25 protein-coding genes are annotated in these 25,519 nt (G+C 69.9%); 18 read left to right on the forward strand and 7 right to left on the reverse strand.

Going from position 1 to position 25,519, the window contains the following annotated elements:
* Positions 1–26: 26 nt before the first annotated feature.
* Positions 27–887 (reverse strand): tyrosinase family protein, encoded by an 861-nt coding sequence (locus AB0I98_RS09910; RefSeq protein ID WP_362937992.1) that lies wholly within the window; start codon positions 885–887, stop codon positions 27–29.
* Positions 871–1,284, reverse strand: a complete 414-nt coding sequence (locus AB0I98_RS09915) for a tyrosinase family oxidase copper chaperone (RefSeq protein WP_362937994.1) — start codon at positions 1,282–1,284, stop codon at positions 871–873. The genes AB0I98_RS09910 and AB0I98_RS09915 overlap by 17 nt, the downstream gene beginning before the upstream one ends.
* A 289-nt stretch (positions 1,285–1,573) precedes the next feature.
* Between AB0I98_RS09915 and AB0I98_RS09920 the strand changes: the two genes are divergently transcribed.
* From AB0I98_RS09920 to AB0I98_RS09935, 4 genes are all read left to right on the forward strand, one after another.
* On the forward strand, positions 1,574–1,960 hold the full coding sequence (locus tag AB0I98_RS09920) for a hypothetical protein (RefSeq protein ID WP_362937997.1): 387 nt from the start codon (positions 1,574–1,576) through the stop codon (positions 1,958–1,960).
* Between the two features lie 350 nt (positions 1,961–2,310).
* Positions 2,311–2,637, forward strand: coding sequence for a hypothetical protein (locus AB0I98_RS09925; protein WP_362937999.1), 327 nt, complete (start codon positions 2,311–2,313; stop codon positions 2,635–2,637).
* A gap of 69 nt (positions 2,638–2,706) precedes the next feature.
* Entirely contained in the window at positions 2,707–3,024 is a 318-nt protein-coding gene (locus AB0I98_RS09930; protein ID WP_362938002.1) for a hypothetical protein, read from the forward strand.
* A 58-nt stretch (positions 3,025–3,082) separates the two neighbouring features.
* Entirely contained in the window at positions 3,083–3,403 is a 321-nt protein-coding gene (locus AB0I98_RS09935) for a hypothetical protein (RefSeq protein WP_362938004.1), read from the forward strand.
* Between the two features lie 317 nt (positions 3,404–3,720).
* On the opposite strand, the gene AB0I98_RS09940 is transcribed toward AB0I98_RS09935, so the two are convergent.
* The gene (locus AB0I98_RS09940; protein WP_362938006.1) at positions 3,721–4,053 is read right to left on the reverse strand and encodes a hypothetical protein; all 333 of its coding nucleotides are present in this window, start codon (positions 4,051–4,053) and stop codon (positions 3,721–3,723) included.
* A gap of 275 nt (positions 4,054–4,328) precedes the next feature.
* Here AB0I98_RS09940 and AB0I98_RS09945 point away from each other — a divergent pair, with 275 nt between their 5' ends.
* From AB0I98_RS09945 to AB0I98_RS10000, 12 genes are all read left to right on the forward strand, one after another.
* The gene (locus AB0I98_RS09945; RefSeq protein ID WP_362938009.1) at positions 4,329–5,513 is read left to right on the forward strand and encodes a glycosyltransferase family 4 protein; all 1,185 of its coding nucleotides are present in this window, start codon (positions 4,329–4,331) and stop codon (positions 5,511–5,513) included.
* 38 nt (positions 5,514–5,551) lie between these two features.
* On the forward strand, positions 5,552–6,667 hold the full coding sequence (locus AB0I98_RS09950; RefSeq protein ID WP_362938012.1) for a hypothetical protein: 1,116 nt from the start codon (positions 5,552–5,554) through the stop codon (positions 6,665–6,667).
* Between the two features lie 113 nt (positions 6,668–6,780).
* Positions 6,781–8,121, forward strand: coding sequence for an O-antigen ligase family protein (locus AB0I98_RS09955; protein WP_362938015.1), 1,341 nt, complete (start codon positions 6,781–6,783; stop codon positions 8,119–8,121).
* A complete protein-coding gene (locus tag AB0I98_RS09960; protein ID WP_362938018.1) occupies positions 8,118–9,809 on the forward strand; it encodes a lipid II flippase MurJ in 1,692 nt (563 codons plus the stop codon). Before AB0I98_RS09955 ends, AB0I98_RS09960 begins: the two co-directional genes overlap by 4 nt.
* Positions 9,799–10,581, forward strand: a complete 783-nt coding sequence (locus tag AB0I98_RS09965) for a polysaccharide deacetylase family protein (RefSeq protein ID WP_362938021.1) — start codon at positions 9,799–9,801, stop codon at positions 10,579–10,581. Before AB0I98_RS09960 ends, AB0I98_RS09965 begins: the two co-directional genes overlap by 11 nt.
* Positions 10,578–11,726: a glycosyltransferase gene (locus tag AB0I98_RS09970; protein WP_362938024.1), complete on the forward strand. Its 1,149-nt coding sequence runs from the start codon at positions 10,578–10,580 to the stop codon at positions 11,724–11,726. Before AB0I98_RS09965 ends, AB0I98_RS09970 begins: the two co-directional genes overlap by 4 nt.
* A complete protein-coding gene (locus AB0I98_RS09975; RefSeq protein WP_362938027.1) occupies positions 11,723–12,397 on the forward strand; it encodes a lipopolysaccharide biosynthesis protein in 675 nt (224 codons plus the stop codon). Before AB0I98_RS09970 ends, AB0I98_RS09975 begins: the two co-directional genes overlap by 4 nt.
* On the forward strand, positions 12,394–13,536 hold the full coding sequence (locus AB0I98_RS09980; RefSeq protein WP_362938030.1) for a GNAT family N-acetyltransferase: 1,143 nt from the start codon (positions 12,394–12,396) through the stop codon (positions 13,534–13,536). Before AB0I98_RS09975 ends, AB0I98_RS09980 begins: the two co-directional genes overlap by 4 nt.
* A 235-nt stretch (positions 13,537–13,771) precedes the next feature.
* The gene (locus tag AB0I98_RS09985; RefSeq protein ID WP_362938033.1) at positions 13,772–15,235 is read left to right on the forward strand and encodes a UDP-glucose/GDP-mannose dehydrogenase family protein; all 1,464 of its coding nucleotides are present in this window, start codon (positions 13,772–13,774) and stop codon (positions 15,233–15,235) included.
* Positions 15,228–16,157 (forward strand): NAD-dependent epimerase/dehydratase family protein, encoded by a 930-nt coding sequence (locus tag AB0I98_RS09990; protein ID WP_362938036.1) that lies wholly within the window; start codon positions 15,228–15,230, stop codon positions 16,155–16,157. The genes AB0I98_RS09985 and AB0I98_RS09990 overlap by 8 nt, the downstream gene beginning before the upstream one ends.
* Before the next feature lie 94 nt (positions 16,158–16,251).
* Positions 16,252–16,944, forward strand: a complete 693-nt coding sequence (locus AB0I98_RS09995) for a sugar transferase (protein ID WP_362938039.1) — start codon at positions 16,252–16,254, stop codon at positions 16,942–16,944.
* Positions 16,934–17,998: a glycosyltransferase family 4 protein gene (locus tag AB0I98_RS10000; protein ID WP_362938042.1), complete on the forward strand. Its 1,065-nt coding sequence runs from the start codon at positions 16,934–16,936 to the stop codon at positions 17,996–17,998. The genes AB0I98_RS09995 and AB0I98_RS10000 overlap by 11 nt, the downstream gene beginning before the upstream one ends.
* Before the next feature lie 74 nt (positions 17,999–18,072).
* On the opposite strand, the gene AB0I98_RS10005 is transcribed toward AB0I98_RS10000, so the two are convergent.
* Complete coding sequence (locus AB0I98_RS10005; protein WP_362938045.1) at positions 18,073–19,164, reverse strand: glycosyl hydrolase; 1,092 nt, start codon at positions 19,162–19,164, stop codon at positions 18,073–18,075.
* Between the two features lie 202 nt (positions 19,165–19,366).
* On the opposite strand from AB0I98_RS10005, the gene galE reads away from it, so the two are divergent.
* Positions 19,367–20,323 carry a UDP-glucose 4-epimerase GalE gene (galE, locus tag AB0I98_RS10010; RefSeq protein ID WP_362938048.1) on the forward strand — a complete coding sequence of 319 codons (957 nt, stop codon included), beginning with the start codon at positions 19,367–19,369 and terminating at the stop codon, positions 20,321–20,323.
* A 94-nt stretch (positions 20,324–20,417) separates the two neighbouring features.
* On the opposite strand, the gene AB0I98_RS10015 is transcribed toward galE, so the two are convergent.
* Both AB0I98_RS10015 and AB0I98_RS10020 read right to left on the reverse strand, forming a co-directional pair.
* Positions 20,418–21,143 (reverse strand): LPXTG cell wall anchor domain-containing protein, encoded by a 726-nt coding sequence (locus AB0I98_RS10015; RefSeq protein ID WP_362938051.1) that lies wholly within the window; start codon positions 21,141–21,143, stop codon positions 20,418–20,420.
* A gap of 169 nt (positions 21,144–21,312) precedes the next feature.
* On the reverse strand, positions 21,313–23,232 hold the full coding sequence (locus AB0I98_RS10020; protein WP_362938055.1) for an AMP-dependent synthetase/ligase: 1,920 nt from the start codon (positions 23,230–23,232) through the stop codon (positions 21,313–21,315).
* A 139-nt stretch (positions 23,233–23,371) separates the two neighbouring features.
* Between AB0I98_RS10020 and AB0I98_RS10025 the strand changes: the two genes are divergently transcribed.
* The gene (locus tag AB0I98_RS10025) at positions 23,372–23,989 is read left to right on the forward strand and encodes a chorismate mutase (protein ID WP_362938058.1); all 618 of its coding nucleotides are present in this window, start codon (positions 23,372–23,374) and stop codon (positions 23,987–23,989) included.
* Here AB0I98_RS10025 and AB0I98_RS10030 read toward each other — a convergent pair.
* Positions 23,980–25,515 (reverse strand): von Willebrand factor type A domain-containing protein, encoded by a 1,536-nt coding sequence (locus AB0I98_RS10030; protein ID WP_362938061.1) that lies wholly within the window; start codon positions 25,513–25,515, stop codon positions 23,980–23,982. The two genes, AB0I98_RS10025 and AB0I98_RS10030, sit on opposite strands and share 10 nt — an antisense overlap.
* Between the last annotated feature and the right edge of the window lie 4 nt (positions 25,516–25,519).

Genomic DNA, 25,519 nt, shown 5'->3' on the forward strand with positions numbered 1-25,519 from the left:
ATCGGCCGCGGGACCGAGCGATTTTTTCATGCGTACCGGTAGACGTGGGACACGTCCTCCAACTCATCCGGAGTGACATCCCACGGCGGCAGCCGCTGGTGCCGGGCGACGATACGGCCGTACTGGGGACTGCCCCGGCCGGGCGGCCGGTCCGGCAGATAGCGGTGGTTGCGGTGACGCTGCTGCCAGCGCTGCCACTGCAGGTCCACGAAGGCATGAACCAGCCAGAAGACCGGGTCGTTGACGGACGCGCCGCCGAGCATGGCGCCCCCGACCCAGCGGTGCACCCGGTTGTGGTTGCGCCATGGGTTGCTGCCACTCCCCCATCCCTCCAGCTGGTTGCGGAAGCCCCTGGTCACCGTTGAGTCCCACGGGGAGACATCGTAGAGAGGGTCGTCCAGCGCCCGGTTCAGATCGTCTTTCGTGGGCAGGGCAATCGGTCTGCGGGGGCGGCCCAGGTCCCGGGTCAGGAACTCGTCGTCGGTGACGCCCACCCGGATGGTCCAGTGGCCCGCCGCATAGGCGAACGGCCCGGTCATCACCTGCCGGTCGAAGCGCCGCCCGTTGCCGCCGAGCAGATCGTCCGTCCACGGCACCGAAGTGGTCGTACGGTCCCGGGTCCAGTCCCAGTACGGCACCGTCACCGAGGAGTCGACTCGGCGCAGGGCGCTCTCCAGGTCCAGCAGGAACCGGCGGTGCCAGGGCAGGAAGGAGGGCGTCATATGGGCGGCACGCAGACCGCGGTGGCCGTCCCCGACGAAGTGCGCGACATGCAGCCGTACGAACTCGTCGTACTCGCCACTCCGTTTGAGCTCCAGCAACGCCTCGACGAACCGCCGCCGCTCGGTCCGCGTCAGCTTGCTGACGTTCTTACGCACGTACGTCATGCTCTCCGCCCTGATGCGAGTGCCCGCCGCCCATCGCTCCCGGGGCGATGTCACGCAGCCGCCGCAGGGGCCCGAGTTCGTCGACGGCCGCACGGGTCGCCTCCAGCGGGGTCCGGAACCAGCCGTAGTGGTCGAGCATGCTCAACCAGCTGCCGTCGGCCCGGCGCATGAGGTGCAGCGGTTGCCCGTCCACGGTGACGTGCCATACGACATCGAGGCCGCCGAGGGGCACCAGAACGCCCTGGATACGGCGGCCCTGGTAGACCTCGTCGAAAGCGGTACCGGTCCCCTCCGGCCCGTCCGCGGACCGTGGACACCGGGAGGCGGTGACGAACGGGGCGACGGCGGAGGCGAGCAGCCCCCGCGCCACCTCCCGCCGCGGCGTGCCCATCGTCATCGCTCACTCCTCGTACGGTCCGGCTGTCCGTACGAGCAACCGCCCAGCCCTGCCCACGGTCACCGAATTCCTCATTCCTTTCAGCAATTCAGCCGGACCGCACCGGAAGAACCATACGATCAATCGATTCGCCGATCACATTCCAATCCCCCCGCGACGCCTTGCGCATTGCATTCTTCACTCCCGCGACTTTCATACGTATGGAGCAACGTGCCGCTTTTGCCGAGCCCATGGACTGCTATGTTCTCCAAACGTCGGATCAGAGGTAACTTTTCAAGCGAGGTGAATCATGAAGAAGGCAGTTTTCACCACTGCGGCGTTGGCCATCGGTGCGGGTCTTGTGGGCGGCTCCGCCGCCGCGGCATCGGCCGCCGGAGGTTCGGGTACGACCCCGGCTCCGCTCGGTCTCATGTCCCCGACCAAGGTGTCTCCGGCTGTCGTGCCGGCGGCCGACACCGTGACGCAGTTGGTTCGTGAAGGCGGTATCGGAAAGGGCAGCGCGTTCGACAAGAACAACTCGGGCGGAATGTCCGGCATTTATCTGGACGGAATGGACCCGGACGCCGCCAAGAAGCCCACGATTCCAGTGAAGAACCCGGCCGGAAAGGGTTCCGTGCAGGTCCACCCGCTGCATGCGCCGACCGCCGCGGGGCTCGGCACCATGCTGAGCAAGTGAAAGCGTACGAGTTCTGAGACTCTGATCCGGTTCTCGGCAGCCGGAGACCGACAGCAGGCCCTGACGCTGGATCCGGACCCGCAGCTCCACCTCCGCATACGGCGGGCCCCAAGCCCACTGGCACCCGCGAACCATCTGTCCGGCCCACCGGCCCTCACCCTGCCGGTGGGCCGGACGCACGTCGACATCCATGCATTTCCTGGAACACCGCGCGGATTCCACGCTGCCCGTGGTTGCGCCATCCGATGGAATCTGCCCGCGTTTGAATGTTCCCACCGTGACTTATGCACAGTTATATGGGTTTCCTGGTACGTAAGCGTGCGCAACCGTGAATTCAGGAAGGAATCGAGTTGTCCAAGAAGTTCGCGGTCATCACGGCCCTCGCCCTCAGCACCGTCGTCGGCAGCGCCGGCATTGCCGCCGCTGACGGCGGCGGCAACAACACCACCGTCAAGGGCGGTGGCGGCTTTTCGACGTCCCCGGTCGTCGTGAACGCCCCTCAGCAAGGCGTTCTCGTCGTCAACGGCACGGTCGTCGACGGCCGGTGCATCGCCCCGTGGTCGAACGGAGCCGTCCTCGGCGGCGTCGTCCCACCGAACTCGAAGTACGCCGCGTGCAACACGGCGCCGGTCGACCAGTCGCAGAACGCCCCCTACGCGGGCGGCCTGCTGTTCTGACCCCTGCTCCCCCCCTGCTCCGAGCAATTCAGAGCAGGTAAACCCACGCAGCCCGGAAAGGCGCAACTCATGCGTAACAAGGTTACGGCCATTTCCGCCCTCGCGGCAGGCATCGTCCTCGCAGCCGGCGGCACCGCCGCGGCCTGCAACTGTACGGAGGTCGAAGGTGGTGACGGCTTCTCGACGTCCCCGGTCGTCGTGAACGCCCCTCAGCAAGGCATTGCCGTCGTCAACGGCACCGCCGTCGACCTCCGCTGCGTCGCCCCGTGGTCGAACGGGGCCGTCCTTGGCGGCGTTGTCGCACCGAACTCGCACTACGCCGCCTGCAACACGGCCCCGATCGACCAGTCGCAGAACGCCCCGCACAAGGGCGGCCTGCTGTTCTGACCCCTGCTCCGAGCCATTCGGAGCAGGTAAACCCACGCAGCCCGGAAAGGCGCAACTCATGCGTAAGAAGGTTACGGCCATTTCGGCCCTCGCGGCAGGCCTCGTTCTCGCGGCCGGCGGCACCGCCGCGGCCGACGGCGACACCACCACGGTCACCGGCGGCAACGGTTTCTCGTCGGCCCCGGTCGTCGTGAACGAGCCTCAGCAGGGTATTGCCGTCGTGAACGGTGCCCTCATCGACGGCCGATGCATCGCCCCGTGGTCCAACGGAGCCGTCCTCGGTGGCGTCGCGGCGCCGAACTCGCACTACGCCGCCTGCAACACGGCGCCGGTCAACCAGTCGCAGATGGCCCCCTACTTCGGCGGCCTGCTGTTCTGAGCAGTACTTCACACCCGAGTGCGGTCCGCCGGAAATCCGGTGGACCGCACTCGGCTTTTACGACAAAGGGTGAGTGCTGTATCAAGCCCGTGGGCCCTGTCCGCGTCAGTACACAGACAGGGCCCACGGTCACGAGAGAACGCCAACAAGGAGGAAAGGGCGCCCATTCACTTGGTGCAACGGAGTTGTGCCGCCCGCGGTCACCCTGAATCGTCCGTTTGGCCCAACGGGCAAAGGCTATGGCCATGGCAGCCCCGCATACATGCCGAAGGGCCAGCTCCGGGAAGTGCGGAGCCGGCCCGGCGCGGGATGAATCGCTACTTGGTGGCCGGCTTGGCCGCCGTCTTGCCGACCGGAAGGCCGTTGAGCAGCTTGCCGTCGAGCGGGTTGGGCAGGGCGCCGCCGAAGACGGGGGTCTTCACCATGCCCGACTCCTGCACGCCCTGCTTCACACCCTCTGCCGTGCGCTTCACCTTGCCGCCCACCATGCCCGTCGGCGCCTTGGCGGCCGCGGGGAGATTGCGGGCGACCGTCTTCCCGTTGTCGACCAGGCCGTTCCCCGGCTTGTCCGCCGCGACGGCGGGCGCAGTGACGCCGGCGAGGGCGAGGGAGCCGACCACGACGGCAACAGCCTTCAGGTTCTTCATCATGCGCCTTTCTTGGCAAATCTTCCGTAACTCGCGGAAGCCACAAGGGTTTTCATGCCTCTTGCGTCGCGAGTGACTCGGTCTCGGTTCTCCTGGGCTAACGAGAGCGGACCTTCCGGGAAACTCTGCCGCCGACAAGTCCCGGGAACTCATACGAGACGACCCCCCGCCGATCGGGTGGTCCGTGCGAGGAAACATATGGATAAGAGGCCCACGCCGCTCATCCCATGATCAAAATAAACCGATTGAACTCTTTCTTCGGAAGGGCAGCCTCGGTCATGCGTATTTCCCCGGGTCCCGTCCCGTGCCGTGCGGCGCCGTCCGTGGTATATGCGCCGCATATCCTGCATGTGACTCAGCCCGTCGAGGGCGAGGTCGCGCGGGCCGTGACGGACCTGGTGGCGGCGCAGCTCGCCGCGGGGCTGCGGGTGACCGTGGCGTGCCCGGAGGGCGGCACGCTGGCGGAGGGGCTGCGCGCGCTGGACTGCACGGTGCTGCGCTGGGACGCGACCCGCTCGCCGGGGCATCGACTCCCGGACGAGGTACGGCGGTTGACGCGGCTGTTGCGCGAGGTGCGGCCGGATCTGGTGCACGCGCACAGCGCGAAGGCCGGGGTCGCGGCCCGGCTCGCGGTGTACGGCCGTATGCCGACCGTCTTTCAGCCGCATGCCTGGTCGTTCGCGGGGGCGGACGGAGTCGTCGCCCAACTGGCGCTGGGCTGGGAGCGGTTCGGGGCGCGATCGGCTACGCGTGTGCTGTGTGTCAGCGAGGCGGAGCGGCGGGCCGGGGAGCGGTACGGCATCACCGCGCGGTGGCGGGTGATCCCCACCGGTGTCGACACCGACCGGTTCCGGCCGGAGGGAGAGCGGGCCCGGTCGGGGGCCGGTCCGGTCGTCGTGTGCGTGGGGCGGCTGTGCCGGCAGAAGGGGCAGGACGTGCTTCTGCAGGCCTGGCCCGAGGTGGTGCGGCGGGTGCCCGGCGCACGGCTGGTGCTGGTCGGCGACGGTCCGGAGGCGGAGCGGCTGCGCGCCGAGGCACCCGCGTCGGTGGAGTTCGCCGGCGCGAGCGCCGACACCGCCGCCTGGTACCGGGCCGCCGACGTCGTAGTCCTGCCGTCGCGCTTGCCAGGTATCGGGCTCGCCCCGCTGGAGGCCATGGCGTGTGCCCGGCCGGTCGTCGTCACGAACGTGGACGGAGCGCGCGAGAGTCTTCCGCCCGGCCATCTGGCGTCCTGTCTGGTGCCGCCGGAGGACCCCGACGCGCTGGCCCAGGCCGTGACGGCGCTGCTGCGGGACGAGCCGCTGCGGGCCGCGCTGGGTGCACAGGCCCGCGCGCATGTGCTCGTCGCTCACGACCTGCGGCATGCCACGGATGCGGTGATCGATGTGTACCGCGAGCTGCTCGGCATGGTCACCACGTCGTGTGTCGTACCCAGTCAGAGCAGGGAGTCCATCACCTCCTGACGGCGTGCGCCCGTCATCTACGAAGGAGCTCCGGCCTGATGAAGAGGGCGAGCCGTGTCGCGGCGCTGATGATGGCCGGAATGGTGTCCTTGGCGTGTCACGTCCATGCGACGGCGCCGCAGGGGAGGAGCGTTCCCGAAGGCGTGAGTGTCGTCCAGGACGGTCTCACTCCGTCAGGCGCCCATCCCGGTAAGGCCGTCGCCGCTACGGTGAAGTTGCGCGCGTCCGAATGCGTCACTGTCCGGAGAGTGGGCGTGGCCGTGCGGGACGGGCTGGAGAAGCCGCTTGATTATCCCGGTGTGGCAATGAACGCACGGATCTGCCCCGGCGGTTTCACCTTCACCACCAAGCCCCGCGCCTTCCGCGCGGGCACGTACACCCAGTACGCCTATTACGACGACGAGACCGGTCACCATCCGCTCGCGAAGACCAAACTGCGGGTCGTCTCGAAGGGGCGGAGTGTGGATCCGTCCGCGGGGAGAAAGCTGGTCTGGGCGGAAGACTTCAACTCGCCTTTCGTGTGGGGTCGCCGCTGGACCCGCGACGCCAGCTCGGCCTATGAATACGGGACCCACAATCCGAGGTACTTCAAGCTCGACTGGCTGAATCCCCACAACGTGCGTATCGCCGGCGGAAAGGCGGTCTTCACGGCTCGGCCCGGTCGGCGGACCCTGGAGAACGGCCTGCAGGCCTGGGAGACGGGGCTGATCACGACGGAACGTTCCCGAGAGGGGTTCCGGCTGCGGCCCGGCCACTACATCGAGGTCCGGGTGAAGCTGCCCACCGCTGTCGGAGCGTGGCCGTCGGTGTGGACCTGGATCGGCGACGGCCACGAAATCGACGTACTCGAATACCATCCGGATGCCCCGGACCTGCTGGAAATGGTGAACCATGTGCGGGAAGCGGCCAATTACCACGTCATCAAGCCCCCGGGCAAAGGGAATTGGACGCGGGTCGGGGTGCTGCTGGGCACCCGTTCCGCCGACTGGTACGTCGACGGCGCTCTGGTCTTCCAGGACGGACGCGGAGTGGACCCGAAGTGGTCCGCCTATCTGAACGTCAATCTCTCGATTTCCTCGGGCACCCATCACCCCGTTCCGCAGACGAAGGACCCCATCACCTTCAGCGCCGACTATGTGCGTGTTTTTCGATGAGGCCCCATGCTCCATTCGAGGTGTCGGGTGCGTCCGTCCGACACAGTTGACGAGTTCTCAGATACATACAGGTGCTGGTTCAAAATCCCGAAATGCAGGGAGACCGACCCCACATGACTACGACGCTCGCAGCCGCGTCACCGTGGGCGCTGCCCCTGCCGGCGCTGCGCCGGGCCGCTCCCGTTCTGCCCGTCGTGGCGCTGATCGCGCTGATCGGGCTGCCGCCCATGTCGGACGGCGTCACCCCGGCCGACGCCGCCTCCGGGCTGGTGGTGCTCTGGGCCGTCGTACACACCGCGCGTCAGGCCCGGCGTCCGCTGACGCGCACGGCCGCCGTGGTCCTCGGGCTCCCCGTGATCGGCTTCTCGGTCGCCGCGACGGTCACGCCCAGTGCGGGTGAGGGACTCATGGGGCTGGCCCGCAGCGTCCAGGTGTTCGTGCTCGTCCCGGTCGCGGTGCTGCTGCTGTTGCGCGACCGCCGTGATCTGCGGCTGGTGGCCTGGGCGGTGATCGGTCTCGCGGTGTGGCAGGGCGCGGTCGGGGTGCACCAGTATCTGACCGGTACGGGGGCCTCGTACGACGGGGAATTCGTGCGGGCGGTGGGCACGTTCGGGCCGACCGAAGTGATGGGGATGGCGACGGTCGTCGCGTCCGGGATCGCGGCCGCCACGGGTCTCGCGCTCGAGGCCCCGGCGCGGCAGCAGCGGGTCGTCGCCACGGTGTGCGCGCTGGCTCTGCTCGTTCCCCTCGTCCTGTCCTTCAGCCGGGGTGCCTGGATCGCCACGGCCGTGGCCTGCGGGGCACAGCTGCTGCTGGCCGGGGTGCGGCGGGCGGTGAAGGTGTTCGTGGCGGCGGTCGCCGCAGGGGTGGTGCTGGTCGGTGGGTTCGGCGTGGGTACGTCGATGCTGCAGGAGCGGCTGGACAGCATCACGCAGGTCGCCGCCGCTCCGGACCAGTCGGTTCTCGACCGGTACGCACTGTGGTCGGCCGCGCTGGGCATGTGGAGCGAACAGCCGGTGACCGGTGTCGGGTTGAAGGCCTTCCCGGAGTACCGGGACGGCCATGCGCCGCTCGCACTGGAGTCGGCGGCCGACACGGACGGTGCCGGCCACGACTTCTACCGCCAGCCCTTCTTCTCCCCGCACAACATGTACCTGACGGTCCTGAGCGAGCAGGGCCTGGTGGGTGTGGTGACGGTGGCGGGGAGCTGGCTGGCCCTGCTGGTGTGCGGGCTGCGTCGACTGGTCCGTACCCGTGCGGGACGGCACGACCGGGACTGCGCGCTGATCTGCTGCGGGCTGCTCCTGTGGCAGCTCGTGGACTTCACGTACGCCGACACCGGCGGAGGCTCCGCCACCCTGGTGGCCCTGGACTTCGGACTCGCGGCCTGGTGGGCGCTGGGCGGCGGCGCGGCGCCGGCCACGACCGCGGCGTCGGAAGAGGGCCCGCGATGAGGCCCACGTCGACCGGTTCTGTCCCGGCCGGACTTCCCGACACCGAGCAGGACGACGCTCCGGGGCGAAGCCGGGCCACCGCCCGTGCCGCGGACACGGCGACCGCGTCGGCCCCCTCGGGCCGTTTCCTCGCGAAGGCGACCCTGCTCACCACCGTGCTGTCCATGTTCGGGTCGCTGCTCGGGCTGGCCAGGGACCAGTCGCTGGCGCACTTCTTCGGGGCGAGCGGGGAGACCGACGCGCTGCTGGTGGCCTGGACCCTGCCGGAGCTGGCCGGGTCGTTGCTGATCGAGGACGGGATGGTGATCGTGCTGGTCCCGGCGTTCAGCGTGGCGCTGGCCCAGCGGGCGCGCGGCGTCACCTCGCCCGACCCGGTGCGGGCGCTGATCGCCGCGTCGTTGCCACGGCTGGGCCTCGCCTTCGCCGGTATGGCGGCGCTGTTCATCGTCGCGGCGCCGCTGCTGGTCTCCGTCCTCGCGCCGGGCCTGCCCGATCCGTCCCTCGCCGTGGACTGCACCCGTCTGACGGCGACGTGCGTGCTGACCTTCGGACTGGCCGGGTACTGCAGCGCGGCGCTGCGGGCGCACCGCTCGTATCTCGCACCGGCGACGATCTCCCTCGCGTCCAACTCCGCGATCATCGTCACGATGTTCGCCCTCGGTGGGCATTGGGGCGTACGGTCCGCCGCGTTCGGCGTCGCACTCGGCGGGTGCCTCATGGTCACCGTCCAGGGGATCGCCCTGTGGCGCAGGATCTCCGGCGGGCCCCGGCAGCCGTCGTCCGCGGAGGCCGAGGAGGACGGCCGGCCGCTCACGCTCGCCCTGGTCGGCGCGGTTCTCGTCTTCGCGCTGTGCCGCCACTCGCAGGTCCTCGTCGAGCGCTACTTCGGGTCCGAGCTGCCCAGCGGTTCCATCTCCCACCTCAACTACGCCCAGAAGGTCGGGCAGTACCCGATGCTGCTGGCGCTGACGCTGGCGATCGTGACGTATCCCGTGGTGGCGCAGGCCATCGCCCAGGGGGATCTGCGGCGGGCCCGGGAGCGTATCGAGCAGGACCTGGTCCTGGTGGCCTCGATCGCGTTGATGGGCGCCGCCGCGATCGTGGCCTGTGCGCCGCAGATCGTCCAGGTCCTCTTCGAGCGTGGCGCCTTCACCGCCGAGGACACCGCGGCGACCGCCGGCATCCTGCGGGTGTACACGCTCGGGCTGCTCGGCCAGGCGCTGGTGGGGACGCTTCTGCGGTCGTACTTCTCGGCGGGGCGCGCGACTTGGTACCCGGCGGGGGCGATGGCCGTGGGCCTGGTCGCCACCGCCGGTATCGACGCCTGGAGCGCGAGCCACTGGGACGCGCGCGGCATCGCCCTAGGCAATGCGGCCGGTATCACCCTCACCGGGCTGATCCTGTTGCACGGGCTGGGCTCGCACAGCGTGCCCGTGCGAGTTCGCGGACTCGTCATCGAGCTGGCCAAGGCGGCTGTCGCCGCCGCGTGCGCGGCCGGAGCGGGGTTCTTCTGCGCGGGGGCGTTCGCCTCGCCGCCGGCCGCGGTCGCCGCGGGGGGCGTGAGTGTGACCGTCGTCTTCCTGCTGCTGGCGTGGGTCCTCGACGCGGCGGATGCCCGGCACCTGACGCGTGTCGCCGCACTCGCCGTCCGACGCTTCCTCACCCGAAAGGCACGCCATGGTCGTTGACGGCTCCGCATCCCGCGACGCGATCGCGCCGCCGGCACGAGGGCGTACCCGGCGCGGCCCCAGCGCCTGGGTGGCCATGTACCACTCCGTCTCCGACTGCCCGGAGGACCCGCACCACATCACCGTCTCCCCCGACCGCCTCGACCGCCAGCTCGCCTGGCTGTGCGGGCGCGGCCTGCGCGGGGTGAGCATGCGCGAGCTGCTCGCGGCGCGTGCCCGGGGCGAGGAACGCGGCCTGGTCGGGCTCACCTTCGACGACGGGTACGCCGACTTCCTCACCACCGCGCTGCCCGTGCTGCGCCGCCGGGGGTGCAGTGCCACCGTGTTCCTGGTCGCCGGGCGGCTCGGCGGCGGGAACGACTGGGAGTCGTACGGACCACGCAAGCCGCTGCTCGACGCGGACGGCGTCCGCCGGATCGCGGCGGCCGGCATGGAGATCGCCTCGCACGGCCTCACCCACACCGACCTCATCGCCCTCCCGGACGACCTGCTGCACGCCGAGCTCCACGAAAGCCGCGCCCTCCTCGCCCAGATCACCGGCGGTGACGTCGAGGGCTTCTGCTACCCGTACGGCACGATCGACGCGCGCGTCCGAGCCGCCGTGCGCAGCGCGGGCTACCGGTACGCCTGCGCCATCGCGCCCGGCCGGGAAGCCGCCGGTGATCTGGCGCTGCCCCGCATCAACATCAGGCAGGCCGACACGGCGGTGCATCTGGAACTGAAACGACGGCTGGCCCGTGTCTGGGGCCGCGCATTGGAGACGAGCGCATGAGAGTTCTGCACATCATCACCGCCCTCAGGGCCGGCGGCGCCGAGCAGCAGTTGCGCCAGCTCCTGCGCCATCTGCCGTCAGAGGTGGAGTGCGACGTGGTCACGCTGACCCGGCCCGGCCTGGTGGCCGACGGGCTGCGGGCCGACGGGATCCGCGTCCTGCACCTCGGCATGGGCGGCAACCGCGATCTGCGCGCCCTGCCCCGTCTCGTCAGGCTGATCCGGGCCGGCGGCTACGACATCGTCCACACCCACCTCTACCGGGCGTGCCTCTACGGGCGGATCGCCGCGCGCCTTGCGGGGGTGCGGGCGGTGGTGGCCAGCGAACACAGCCTGTCCGGCGTGGAGTTGGAGGGCCGACGGCTGACGGCGGGGGTGCGCGCGCTGTATCTGCTCGGCGAGCGCCTCGGCCGCGTCACGATCGCCGTGTCGCCGACGGGCGCCGAGGAACTGCGGGCGTGGGGGGTGCCCGAGTCACGCATCCGCGTCATCCCGGTCGGCTTCGACCCGGCCCTGTTCCGGTTCGACGACGTGCGCCGCAAGAAGGCCCGGATGCACTACGGGCTGCCGGAGGACGCGTATGTCGTCGGCGGCGTCGGCCGACTGATTCCCGGCAAGCACTTCGAGGTGCTCGTGGGCGCGCTGCCGCGGCTGCCCGCCGACGTACGGCTGCTGCTGGTCGGTGACGGTCCCGAGAAGTCGGCGCTGTGGCACACCGCCCGGGCACTGGGGGGCGCGGACCGGGTGGTGATGACGGGCGAGCGGCCGTACGTACCGGACCCCGGGGACGACGCGCCCGGCATGCCCGACCTGATGTCCGCGATGGACGTGCTGGCCGCCCCGTCGACATCCGAGACCTACGGCATGGCCGTGGTGGAGGCACTCGCGACCGGGCTCCCGGTGCTGTACACGTCCGCCCCGGCCGTCTCGGACCTGCCCCCCGACGCGGTACCGACCGCCCGGCAGGTCCCGTGCGGTGCCGAGGAGTACGCGCGGGAAGTGCTGCGGCTGTACGCGGCGCGTCCCGGTGAGCGAACCGTCCCGGATGTCGTCCAGCGCAACAGCATCCAGAACATCGCCCGGCAGACGGTGGACCTGTACTCGGCAGTCCTGTCCGACGCACCCCTGGAAGTGAGGACCCGATGACGACCGACACCTCCCCTCAGCCCGCACGACGTGCCCTACGGGCCCTCGCGCGCGCCACGCGGCTGCCGGCGCGGTGGCTGCTGCCGGCCGGCGTACTGCTCGGCGCCGCGGCCGGCGGCCTGTACGGCACGGCGCAGACCCCGCAGTACACGGCCACCAGCTATGTCATGGCCGTACCGGTCAAGCAGAGTTACGTCGACTCGCAGGCGGCGCTGGGCTTCGCGCAGGCGTACGGCCGTGTCGCCACGCAGCTCGCGGTGCTCGGGTACGCGCAGATGTGGGCCGATGTTCCGGTCGGGACGCTGCGCAGGAGCGTGCGGGCCCAGACCTCGCCCGACGCGCCGATGGTCTCGATCTCGGCGACCTCCACGCGCCCCACTCAGGCCGCCGACATGGCCAACGCCGTGACCCGCTCGCTGACCGAGCATGCCGGCCACGCCGCCGGCACCACCGGCATCAAGCTGGTGAGCTTCTCCCGCGCCTTGAAGCCCGCCCAGCCGTCGTCCGCGTCCCCCGCGCTGACCACGCTCGTGGGCGCCAGCGCGGGAGGTCTGCTGGGCGGCCTGGCGCTGCTGGTCCGGCCGCGGCAGAGCACGGACCAGGACGATTCGACGCGCGCGCCGGTGCCGGCTCCGGCCCACGCCGGTGATGCGCAGGAGCAGCTCGGATGACCGCGTCCGGCAGCCCGCTCTCGGTGGAGATCTGCACCGACGAGCGCGTGTTCGCCGGGCTGGCCGAGGAGTGGACGCGCCTGCACAGGGCGTCTCCGGCGGCGACGCCGTTCCAGAGCTACGCCTGGGTGCACTCATGGTGGCTGTCGTACGGCAGGCCGGGCCGGCTCCGGCTCGTGCTGGTGCGCAGGCGCGGCACCTTGGTGGCCGCCGCGCCGCTCATGCGCGTGCACTACCCGTTGCCCGCGCTGGTGCCGATCGGCGGCGCCATCACCGACTTCTGCGATGTGCTCCTCGACGAGCAGGCGGTCGTACAGGGCACACTCGCGCTGGCGGACGCCCTGCACGACGAGGCCCGTACCGCGCTGATCGACTTCCGGGAGGTGCGGCCGGGTGCCGCGATGGAGCGGATCTACCGCATCTGGGGCGGCCCGCGCCGCCGGCTGCGCGACTCCGAGTGCCTGGAACTACCCGCCGCTCCCATGAACGATCTGCTCGGGCGGCTGCCGAAGACACGCTCCCAGCGGATCCGCAACAAGCTGAACAAGCTCACCAGGCTTGGCGTCGAGTCGCGTGTCGTGGCCCCCGAGGAGACGGCGTCATCGCTGCGGCGCATGCTGGAGCTGCATCAACTGCAGTGGCAGGGCAGGGGCGTGACGCCGGAGCATCTGCGGCCGCGTTTTCTCGACCATCTCGTCCGGTCGACCGTGCCCATGGCCCGCTCCGGCGAGGCGCTGGTGCGGGAGTACCGGCTGGAGGACGAGGTCGTGGCCGTCGATCTGACGCTGCTGTCCCGCCAGTTGGCGGGCGTCTATCTGTACGGCGTCCATCCGACGCTGCGGAAGCGCAAGGCGGACGTGGCGACGATGGTGGTGCGCGCGTCGGCCGAGTACCTCGCGTCCCGCGAGCACCGGGTGCTGAGCCTGCTGCGCGGCAACGAGCCGTACAAGTACCGCTGGCACCCCGAGTCCGTCGTCAACCAGCGCCTCCTGCTGGCCCGTCGCCGCACCGCACCGCTGCTGGCGACCGCCGCCGGCGAGGCCGCCGCGCGCGCCCGGGCCAAGGTGATCCTGCGCAGTCGGGCGTGGTCCCGGAGCGGCGCCGGCAACGAGAACCACCGTGGCGCCGACGGAACATGACGGAGCGTCGGATCTCTGACGACAGCTGAACATTTCATGGCAGGCCGTCCGGGCGTGGGCCGGGCGGCCTTTTGGATGACAATATGCGTCGGCGTCGCGTCAGGCCACCTGGACAGACTCCATTTCCGTGTATATATGAATTCGCCGCCCGCCCCGAATTTCCTGACCAAGTTAGCGGCGGTCAGTTCAATGCCGGTCATCCCAGCAGAGATCAGGAAATGGAGCATCCCTCACGATGTCCGCTGACACCCCACGCCCACGGCTCTCGTTCATCGGCACCGGATATCTCGGCGCGACCTACGCCGCCTGTTTCGCCGACCTCGGATACGACGTGATCGGCTACGACAACGACATCGCGAAGGCCGCGCGGCTCGCCTCCGGCGTCCTGCCGTTCCATGAACCGGGACTGGATACGCTGCTACGCCGCAATCTCGGGGCAGGCCGCCTCTCCTTCACCGCCGACATCGACGAGACAGCCCGCTTCGCGGACATCCACTTCATCTGCGTCGGCACACCCCAAAGACCCGACGGCCTCGGAGCCGACCTCGGCCACGTCGACACCGCGGTGACCGCACTCGCCCGCCATCTGCGCCGGGACGCGCTCATCGTCGGCAAGTCGACGGTCCCCGTGGGTACCGCCGAGCACGTCGAGCGGCTGGCGCGGGAACACGCCCCCGAAGGCCTCGCGGTCGACGTGTCCTGGAGCCCGGAGTTCCTCCAGGAGGGACGTGCCGTCGAGGACGTCCTGCGTCCCAGCCGGATCGTGTTCGGCGTACGCGACGAGAGCGTACTGGCGCGGCTGCACGCCGCACATGAGGGCCTCTACCGGCTCGCCGAGCACGAAGGGCGCGAACTGCCGCTGCTCATCACGGACTTCGCCACCGCCGAGCTGGTGAAGGTCGCCGCCAACTCCTTCCTCGCCACCAAGATCTCGTTCATCAACGCCATGGCCGAGGTGTGCGACACAGCCGGCGCCGACGTCACCGAGCTCGCCGAGGCCCTGGGCCACGACCCGCGGATCGGCCCGGCCTTCCTGCGTGCGGGGGTCGGATTCGGCGGCGGCTGTCTGGGCAAGGACATCCGGGCCTTCCAGCACCGGGCGAGCGAGCTCGGCGCCGTGGGCGCACCGCGCCTGCTGCACGAGGTCGACATGATCAACCAGCGCAGCCGGGCCAGGACCGTCGAGCTCGCCGCCACCATGCTCGGCGGCACCCCCGCAGGCTCGCACCCCGATCTGACCGGCCACACCGTCGCCGTACTCGGCGCCACCTTCAAACCGGACTCCGACGACGTCCGCGACTCGCCCGCCCTCGCCGTCGCCTCGGCACTTCGCGCGGCCGGGGCGCGGGTGCGTGTCTACGACCCCATGGGCACGGACAACGCCAGGCGCGCCGAACCCCTGCTCGACTACGCGGACGACCTCGAGGCCGCCGGGGCCGGGGCCGACCTGGTGTGCGTCCTCACGGAGTGGGCCGAGTTCCGGGACGCGGACCCCGCCGTCCTGGGCAAGGTCGTCTCGGTCCCCCGGGTGCTCGACGGGCGGAACTGCCTCGACCCCGCAGCCTGGCGGCAGGCCGGCTGGACCTACCAGGCCATCGGCCGCGGCATCGGACACCGCCGCCGCACCGGCACCGTCCACGCGCCCGCCGGCGAGCCCCGTCTGGAGTCCGCCCACCACGAGGAGATGGCCCATGTCTGACGACCGCGACGGCCTCACCCTCGTCACCGGGGGCGCCGGCTTCATCGGCAGCCATCTGATCCGGAAGCTCCTGACCAAGGCGCCCGGCACCCGCATCGTCTCCGTCGACAACTACTTCACCGGCAGCCGCGACAACCACGTCCAGGACGACCGCGTCCGGTACCTGGAGGGCTGCACCACCGACATCGCCAAGATCTGGGCCAGGCACGGCCTCGGCCGCATCGGCACGGTCCACCACCTCGGCGAGTACTCCCGCATCCCCCAGTCCTTCGACGAGCCCGACCGGGTCTGGGAGTTCAACCTGCTCGGCACCAAGGAAGTGGTGTCGCTGTGCCAGGAGCACGAGGCCCGCCTGGTCTACGCGGGCTCCAGCTCCAAGTTCGGCAACGGCGGCCGCGACGAGCACCTCAACCCGTACGCCTGGACCAAAGCGAAGAATGTCGAGTACCTGCGCAACTACGGCGACTGGTTCGGGCTCGACTACGTCATCACGTACTTCTACAACGTCTACGGCCCGGGCCAGATCTCGACCGGCACCTACGCAACAGTGATCGGCATCTTCGAGGAGCAGTACCGCCTCGGGCGCCCCCTCACCGTGGTCGAACCCGGCACGCAGAGCAGGGACTTCACGCACGTCGACGACATCGTCGAGGGCATTCTCATCTGCGCGGCCAAGGGGTCCGGCGACGGATATCTGCTGGGCCGGGGCGAGGAGCACCGGGTGATCGACGTGGCCCGGATGTTCGGAGCGCCGATCGAGTTCGTACCCGCCCGCCGTGGCGAACGGACTCGGGGCCGGGCCGACAACTCCCGGGCACGGGCGCTGGGTTGGGAGCCCAGGATCGCCCTGCGCGACTACATCGCGGAGTTCCGCGCGGGCACGGGCGCTCACGCGAGCGTGGGCCAACTCGCCCCTGTGTGACGCCGATCTCGCGCCGTCGCACCCATTTTCGAACGTCTCGAACGTCGCATTTTCCTGTCTCGGGAGGAGTAGTGCCTTGGAAGGAGTAGCCCCCGTGCTGAACGAGGTGGAGAGCTCGGCGGCGACGCCGCGGCCACCACTCATCGGCACACCCCGTCCGCGCTGCGCCGGCTCCCGCGCCAAGCGCATGCTCGACATCGTGCTCTCCGCGGTCCTGCTGATCGTCTTTCTGCCGCTGATGCTGGTCATCGGCCTCGCCGTGGCCCTGAGCAGTTCCGGGCCCGTGATCTTCAGGCAGACTCGGGTCGGTCTCGGGGAACGGCCGTTCACGATGCTGAAGTTCCGCACCATGCACCGCCACGCGTCCGAGCGTCCGGTGGACGTGGCGCAGGCCGACGGGCGCGCCAGGATCATGGTCGTCGACCCCTTCCTGGCCAAGCCACGGCACGATCCCCGCATCACAGCGGTCGGCCGCCTCCTGCGCAAAGCCTCACTGGACGAACTCCCTCAGTTGGTCAACGTACTGCGCGGCGACATGTCGCTTGTGGGACCGCGCCCCTGCCCGGGCGGTGAGCACATGAGGCTGAGCCCGGAGGACCGGACCAAGCGGGTGTCCGTCAAACCGGGGCTGACGGGACTGTGGCAGGTCTCGGGCCGCTCGACCATCACGGCCGAGAAGGCGATCCAGCTCGACCTGCAGTACGTAGACGACTGGCGCCTGCGGCTCGATGTGTCGATCCTCCTGCGCACGCTGCCCGCCGTCCTCAGGACGCGCCATGCGTGGTGACCCGGGCATGGCGCCACAGGCGGACGGGCGGCAGACCGTCCTGCACGTAGCGGAGGCGTGGCAGGGCGGTGTGCAAGCGATCGTCTACGACTACGTACGGGCCCTTCCGGAGGCGCGGCACCTGCTGCTGAAGGGTGATCGGGAGGGCTACCAGGTCGCCGACGAGGAGACAGCCTTCGACGGGGTCTGGCGGATGCCGCCCGGCCACCTGGCACGGGTCCGCGAAGTGGGACGACTGTTCCGGGAGCTGCGGCCGGACGTCGTCCACGCCCACTCCTCCTTGGCCGGAGGATATGTGCGCCTCGCCGCCTCCGTGCCGACGCGGCGCATCGTCTACACCCCGCACGGCTTCGCGATGGAGCGCAGCGACCTCTCCTGGGCCGCATCGGCGGCGGTGTGGGTGGCCGAGTGCGTGCTGTCCCGCCGTACAGGCATCGCGGCGGGCTCCAGCCCTCGGGAAACCGAACTTGCCCGGTTGCTCCGAAAGCGGCAGCGAACCGTCTACGTGCCCAATGTGGTGCGCCCTCGGTCAAGCCCGGGCACAAGCGACGCCGGCCTGCCATCGCCGACCGTCGCCGCGGTCGGAAGACTGTGCACACAGAAGGACCCCGCGTTCTTCGCCGACGCGGCGGCCCGGGGGAAGCAGCTGATGCCGTCGAGCAACTGGGTCTGGCTCGGCGACGGGGAACCCGCCCACCGGGAACGGCTGGAACGGGCCGGTGTCACGGTCACCGGCTGGCTTGACCACCATGACCTTCAACGACTGCTCGCTCAGGCCGACGTGTACGCGCACACCGCGTTGTGGGAGGGAGCACCGATGACGCTCCTGGAAGCGGTCGGACTGGGGCGGCCCGTCGTGGCCCGGCGTATCCCGGCGCTGGAGTCCCTGGGCCTGCCCGGCCTGGTCGACACACCGGCAGAACTGGCCGCTGCGGCCGTCGCCCTGCTGAAGGACGGTCCCAGCAAGGGTGCCGAGGAGAGGATGGCCGAGCTGCTCGTCGAGCACAGTCCGGAGCGGCAACGGACGATGTTGCGGACCGTGTACGGCCATTGACGGATTCCCGGGCCGGCGCCCGGGAGTCAATTCGTTCGCCTTCGGGGCCTGTGCCACAGCTGTGGCACAGGCCCTCATTCGTCCGGCGGGGCCGACGCGGACGCCGTGGGCGTGGGCTCTGGCCACGAGACAATGGGCGATCCCCGCCGCGGGTCGACTTGCGCGGCCAGCCACACACGGACCAGGGCGGCTGAGTAGGGGTGCTTGGAGCACTGCCACAGACCGTACGGGCAGTAGTCCGAGAACGTGGCGTACAGCGGTTTGTGCTGATCCATCCACGCGAGCATCCTCAGCACGTAGGTCGCGTTGTCACCGTTTTGGGACAGCCCCCACTCGGGGTACGAGATCTCCTTACCGTGAGCCTTCGCGAAATCCACTTGGTGCTGAAGGCCGTAAGGCTCTGAGATCTCCTCGTCGAACGACATCCCCTCCGGATGGTCGTAGGAGTCCATGCCGATGATGTCCACGAACTTGTCACCGGGATAGCACGCGGTCCATGGAATGTCGTCCATTCCCCGGTTCGGAGTGAAGTCGAATCTGAATTTCTGCCCCGGCACGGAACGCATCACGTTGACGATCCGCCGCCAGTACAGCTTCCAGCTCACCGGATCAGGGCCGCAGCGATGGGTGTACGAGATGCCGTTCATCTCCCAGCCCGGCACCAGAATCGTGTCCGGCACCCCCAGTTCGACCAGCCGGGTCGCCAGGACCTTGAAGTGCTTGTCGAACTCGCCGGCCGCGCCGCGCCGCAGAAGCTGTCTGACCTCGGCGTCGGAGAGCCCCTCCTCGTTGCGCTCCTGCATCGGCACATTGAGCACGAAGAGCCGGTCGTCCTTAGCCCGGCGCCACTCGGCCCACTTGTCCAGGAATCCATGGGCGCCCTCGATATTGCTCCACAAGTCCCCCGGCAGATACGTGCGTCCGACACGCAGCTCGTAACCGTTCAGCCACTTGCTGAGTTCCTTCATCCGCTCCGTCGCGGTGGCGCCGTCGTAGTGGACGTATGCGCCGTATGCGGGAGCGCGATAGACCTTCCCCGTCGGCGAGTGCTGTGCCGACACAGGCGGTTCCGAGGTCGACAAGGCGACCGATGCGATCGATGCGGCCGTTCCCGCCGCGATGAACATCAGCCACCAGCCGACGGCCCGGGGGCGCTTAAGGCCCATACTCACTCCTCATGCTCCGCCCCCCTATCTCCTGACATTCAGTCACATATAGCCAAGACCTTACGGATTCATGAGAAGTGCGCCCCCTCACTAGCCCGCGAGAGTGAGGAATACCCAGGAACTCGCGGCACGCGTGCAAAGCACGCCCCGGCTGGATGCACTGTTCGACGACGAATCGTCGGCGATGAAAGGGAGCGAGTCCATGAGCGGGAAGTGTCTGGTCACCGGTGGAGCGGGCTATGTCGGTGGGGTCGTCGCGCAGCATCTGCTGGAGGCCGGTCACGAGGTCACCGTGCTGGACAATCTCTCGACCGGCTTCCGTGAAGGCATCCCGAGTGGCATCACCTTCATCGAGGGCGACATCAAGGACGCCGCCAAGTGGCTCGACTCGTCGTACGACGTGGTGTTGCACTTCGCCGCGTGCGCGCTGGTCGGCGAGTCGGTCGTACTGCCCGAGAAGTACTGGGACAACAACGTCGCCGGCAGCATGGCCCTGTTGGAGGCGATGCGCTCGGCGGGCGTGCGCAAGCTGGTCTTCTCTTCGACCGCGGCCACCTACGGCGAGCCCGAGCAGGTCCCGATCGTGGAGACCGCGCCGACCAGGCCGACCAACCCCTACGGCGCCTCGAAGCTCGCCGTCGACCACATGATCACCGGTGAGGCGGCGGCGCACGGCCTGGCCGCGGTCTCCCTGCGCTACTTCAACGTGGCCGGCGCATACGGCAACCAGGGCGAGCGGCACGACCCCGAGTCGCACCTCATCCCGCTGGCGCTCCAGGTCGCCCTGGGCAAGCGGGACGCCGTCTCCATCCACGGCGACGACTACCCGACGCCGGACGGCACCTGCGTCCGCGACTACATCCACGTCGCCGACCTGGCCGAGGCCCACCTGCTGGCCGTGAAGGCCGCGCGGCCCGGTGAACACCTGATCTGCAACCTCGGTAACGGCAACGGCTTCTCCGTCCGTGAGGTCATCGAGACCGTCCGGCAGGTCACCGGGCACCCGATCCCCGAGGTCGTCACGGCCCGGCGCGGCGGCGACCCGGCGGTGCTGGTGGCGTCCGCAGGGGCTGCCCGGGACAGGCTCGGGTGGAGCCCGTCCCGGGCGGATCTCGCGGAGATCGTCGCGGATGCGTGGAAGTTCACGCAGAACACGTGAGCGCTCCGCTGGTAGTGCCGCGATGTGTCGTCGGTTATCTGCGGCGCCGTTGTGGCTGGTCGCGCAGTTCCCCGCGCCCCTTACCGGCGCTGTACTACCGGTGGGTTCCTGCCCGGCCTCGTCGGTACAGGACCGTTCCGGCTGCCAGGAGTGCTCCGCCGGCTGCCGTGGCCGCGATGATGCCCTCAGCGCCGGTTTCGGGCATCTGCGGGTGGTGCGGCTTCGCCGGCGGTGTCTTCGACGGGGTGGGCGTCGGCTTGTGGGAGGGCGGTGGCGTGGTCGGCTTGTGGGGCGGCGGCGTGACCGTCTTGGTCGGTGTGGGGGTCGGCTCGGGGTGGTGGCTGTGGCACTCGCAGGTCGGCTTCTCGCTCGGCTCCTCGCGGCCATAGCTGGGCGGCCCTTCCGGACCGTAACCGGGCGGCTCCTCACGGCCGTATCCAGAGGGGACCTCGCTGCCGTACCCGGACGGGACCTCACTGCCATGTCCGGACGGCTGCTCGGAGTGGTGTCCGGACGTGTCCTCGGTGTCGGTGTCGGTGTCGGTGTCGTAGCCGAAGGTGCCGTTTTCGAACCACGGCTGCGGGACCCGCAGTTGGTCCAGCCGCTCGTCCAGGTTGTTCAGCTTTTCGTCCAGGCCGTTCAGGCCGTCCAGGCCGTCCTCGGTGTCCCACCGAGCCGTGTTGCCGGACAGTACGGCCGGGGACTGGGCCGCGGTCCCGAGCTTGCCGGGTGTCGCGAAGGCCCAGGTGCCGTACAGGGACAGGGCGCTTGTCGTGGCGGTGACGGCCACGATCAATCCCTTGCTGAGGGTCTGTCGCACTCTCGTTGTCTTCCTCTCAGGGGCGAAGCCGGTCGTCGCAGGACCGCGCTGCCGCGCGCTCGTATGCGCCACGACCTGCCAACTGTGAACGAGATGTGGAGACCTAAAGAAACTGATATGTGCAATTTGCCAGGTAATTCACCCGGTTGCCCGTCCGTGCCCGGTGGGCTCACCCGCCGTACAGCGCCTCGATCTCGTCCGCGTACGCCGCCGTCACCGCATGGCGTTTCACCTTCAGGGACGGGGTGAGCATGCCGTTGTCCTCGGTGAACTCGCCCTCGACCAGGGCGAAGGTGCGGATCGACTCGGCGCGGGAGACGGCCTCGTTGGCGTAGTCCACGGCCTTCTGCACCTGCGCGCGCATCCGCGGGTCCCGTACGACCTCGGACAGCGGGGTGTCGGCGGGCAGCTTGCGGACGGACAGCCAGTGGGCGACCGCGTCGGGGTCGAGGGTGATCAGGGCGGCGACGAAGGGGCGGTTGTCGCCGACGACGAGGCACTGGCCGATGGGCGGGCGGCTGCGGAGCCGGTCCTCCAGGACGGCCGGGGAGACGTTCTTGCCGCCGGAGGTGACGATGATGTCCTTCTTGCGGCCGGTGATGGTGAGATAGCCGTCGTCGTCGAGGGCGCCCAGGTCGCCGGTGGCGAACCAGTCGTCGGTGAGTACGGCGTCGGTGGCGGCCGGGTTGTTCCAGTACGAGCCGAAGACGATGCCGCCCTTGATGAGCACCTCGCCGTCGTCGGCGATACGGATGGCCGTGCCGGGGACCGGGAGGCCGACCGTGCCGGGGCGGGGCTTGAGGGGCGGGACGATGGTGGCGGCGGCGGTGGTCTCGGTCAGGCCGTAGCCCTCGTAGACGATGATCCCGGCGGCGTAGAAGAACAGGTTGAGGTTGCGGTCGAGCGGGGAGCCGCCGCTGATGGCGTACCTCATCCGGCCGCCGAGTTCCTTGCGGACCCGGCGGTAGACCAACAGGTCGTACAGGGCCCAGGCGGCGTAGAGGGCGGGGCCCGGGCCCTTGCCGGTGCCGAGGAACTTGTTCAGGTACGCCTCGCCGAAGCGGACGCCGATGCGGTCGGCGCGGTCGAAGGAGGCGCCGCGGCCGATCTTCTCGGCGGTGGCGCGACCGGTGTCGTGGATCTTCTCGAAGAGATACGGGACGCCGACGAGGAAGGTGGGCCGGAACTCCTTGAGTGCGGGGCGGAGTTCGTCGGGCTTGATGCTCGGGCAGTGGCCGATCTCGATACGGGCCATCAGACAGGCAATCTGGAGCGTGCGGCCGAGGATGTGGGCGAGCGGGAGGAAGAGGAGGGTGGAGGCTGTTTGGCGGGTGACCTCCTTGAAGAGGGGGTGGAGCAGCTCTACCGTGTTGGCGGCCTCGGCATGGAGGTTTGCGTGCGTGAGGACGCAGCCTTTCGGCTTTCCGGTGGTGCCGGAGGTGTAGCAGACCGTGGCGACCGTGTCGGGGGTCAGGGCCGTACGGCGCTTGGTGACCTCCTCGTCGGGGATGTCCCGGCCGAGGGTGGTGAGTTGGGTGAGTGCGTCGGCGTCGAGCTGCCAGATGCGCGGGGGTTCGGGGTGGCGGGCCGTGCCGGTGGTCACCGTCTCGGCGTTCTCCGCCGTCTCCGTGACGACGAGACGGGTGCCCGAGTCGCGGACGATCCACTCGACCTGCTCGGCCGAGGAGGTGGCGTAGATCGGGACGGTCTGGCCGCCGGCCGCCCAGATCGCGAAGTCCAGGACCGTCCACTCGTAGCGGGTGCGGGACATCAGGGCGACCCGGCCGCCCGGTTCGAGGCCGGCGGCGATCAATCCCTTGGCTACGGCGGTGACTTCGGCGGCGAAGGCGGCGGCCGTGACGGGCTGCCAGCTGCCGTGGCGCTCGCGGCGCAGGACCACCGCGTCGGGAGCCTCCGCGGCGTTGGTGAACGGCAGGTCGGCCGTGCTGCCGGTGGTGACGCGCGGCGCGAGTGGGGCGGTACGAGCCTCGCGCACCGCGCCCGACTCGTCCCTGATCAGCTCGACCTTGGTGCGCGCGGCCAGGTCGGTGCGCTGCTTCGCCCGCTTCAGGTCCTTGCGTACGCCCATGTCGGCTCCCGGTGCCAGTCGGACTTACCGCGGAGTCAACTTACTCGCGCGTAACGAAAGGTCAATGGGTCGGGGCGTAGTGATGGTGTGTGCGTCTGTACGTTGCTGTACGACCGCCCCCCACCGGAAGGAAACCCCCGTGCACTCCCGACGTCTCCGGTCCGCCCTGGTGGCCGTATGCGCCGCCGCGGCCGTGTCCCTCTCCGGCGCCCCATCGGCCGCCGCGCACACCTCGACTCCCCCGCAGGCGGCCTCCGTCGCCCCCGGACTCATCCCGCTGACCGACCTGTTCGCCGAGCGGCTGCTGCTCGCCGACAAGGTGGCAGCCGCCAAGTACGGCACCGACAAGCCGATCGACGACCCGGTGCGCGAGCAGCAGATCCTGGACGACGTCGCCGCCCGGGCGAGCGGGCTCGGGCTGGACCCGGCGGCCGTGCGGGCCGTGTTCCGGGACCAGATCGAGGCGAACAAGCTGGTGCAGCGCGGGCTGTACGGACGCTGGGACGCGCATCCCGAGGAGCGGCCCACCGAGCGCCCCGACCTGGCCACGGAGGTGCGTCCGCAACTCGACCGCATCACCACCGAGTTGCTGACCGCCCTGAAGGACACACAGCGGCTGCGGACGTCGCCGTCGTGCGAGCCGAGGCTGTACCTCGCGAGCACCTGGTCGGCGTACCGCCATGAGCTGGACGTCCTGCACCTGAAGGGGCTTCAGCGGGCCGTGCCCTCGGTGTGCGGGGGCGGGCCTCAGTCCTGACCGGTGAGGTCACTCGCCCGGTCGATGGTGTCGGCGAGGCGGCGGACCTCCTCGTCCTCGGTCCTGGTCGCCAACTCGGCGGAGTAGTCGGCCAGTCCGGCGAGGGTCGGGGCGCCCGGAAGGGAGTCGTCGCCGTCGAGGGCGTCGGCGAAATAGGCGGCCGTCGCGGTGACCTGGAGGCGCGGCGCGGCTTCGCTCAGGGAGTCCTCGAGGGAGCCGGTCTCCAGCTGGCCGGACTCCTCGTGCGGGTCGCGGGATTCGGGGTCGAGCCAGCGGACGCTCGCCGTGGCGAGGTGGCCGTCGGCGCCGGGCTTGACGCGGACGGCGTAGAGGGCGGTGACGGTGTGGCCGGGGCCGACCTCGCCGCCGTCGACGCGGTCGTCCCGGAAGTCTTCGTCGGCGACCTGGCGGTTGTCGTAGCCGACCAGGCGGTACTCGGCGACCGTCTCGGGGTCGAAGGCGACCTGGGCCTTGGCGTCGCGGGCGGTGAGGTCGATGTTCTGCGGGAGTTGCTCCACGAACACCTTGCGGGCTTCCTCGTCGTCCGAGACGTAGACCGTGTGGCCGTCGCCGTTGTCGGCGAGCTGTTCCATCAGGGCGTCGCCGTAGTCGCTGCCCAAGCCGACGCCGAAGAGGGTGATGCCGTGCTCGCGGCGTTCGGTCGCGATGCGTTCGAGGATGGTCTCCGCGTCGGTGTCGCCGGTGTTGGCGAGGGCGTCGGAGACGAGGACGACGCGGTTGGTGGCGCCTTCGCGCAGGCCGTCCTCCGCGGTCTCGTAGCCGGTGTCGACGCCCGCGCCGAGGTTGGTCGAGTCGGTGGGCTCCAGGCTGTCGATGGCGTCGTGGACCTCGCCGCGGTTGTCGTCGAGGCGGGTCATCGGCAGCACCTCCTCGGCCTCGTCGCTGAAGGTGACGATCGCGACCGAGTCGTCGTCGCGCAGCTGGTCCGTCATCACGCCGAGGGAGTCCTTGGCGAGGTCGAGACGGCCGGGTTCGGCCATGGAGCCGGAGATGTCGATGACGAAGGTGAGGGCGGCGGGCGGCCGTTCTCCCTCGTCCTCGGCGGACCGGGTGGCGAGGCCGACCCGGACCAGGGACCAGTCGTCCGCGGCGGTGCGGGCGCCGTCGACGGTGACGGAGAAGCCGTCGCCGTCGGGGCGGTCGTAGTCCTGGCGGAAGCTGTTGACGAACTCCTCCGGGCGGACCGTCGATGGGTCGGGCAGCCGGCCCTCGGCGAGGGTGCGGCGGGCGTAGCCGTAGGAGGCGGTGTCGACGTCGAGGGCGAAGGTCGAGAGGTAGTCGGGTTCGGGGGCGAACTCACGGGATTCGTCGGTGCCGTCCCGCTGCTCGCCCGTCGCCCCGCCGCCGTCGGGTGCGCGCGGCGCAGGTGCCGGGAAGCCCTTGTCCTGCGCGGCGTTCGAGCTGTCGCCGTTACCGGTGTCACCCCCGCCGCAGGCCGTGAGCAGCAGGCCGCTCGCCGCGGTGAGCGTGAGCAGCAGCCGCCGTATGCCGTACCGCTTCAACATCCGT

This window comes from Streptomyces sp. NPDC050211, assembly GCF_040656035.1.
GTDB lineage: Bacteria > Actinomycetota > Actinomycetes > Streptomycetales > Streptomycetaceae > Streptomyces.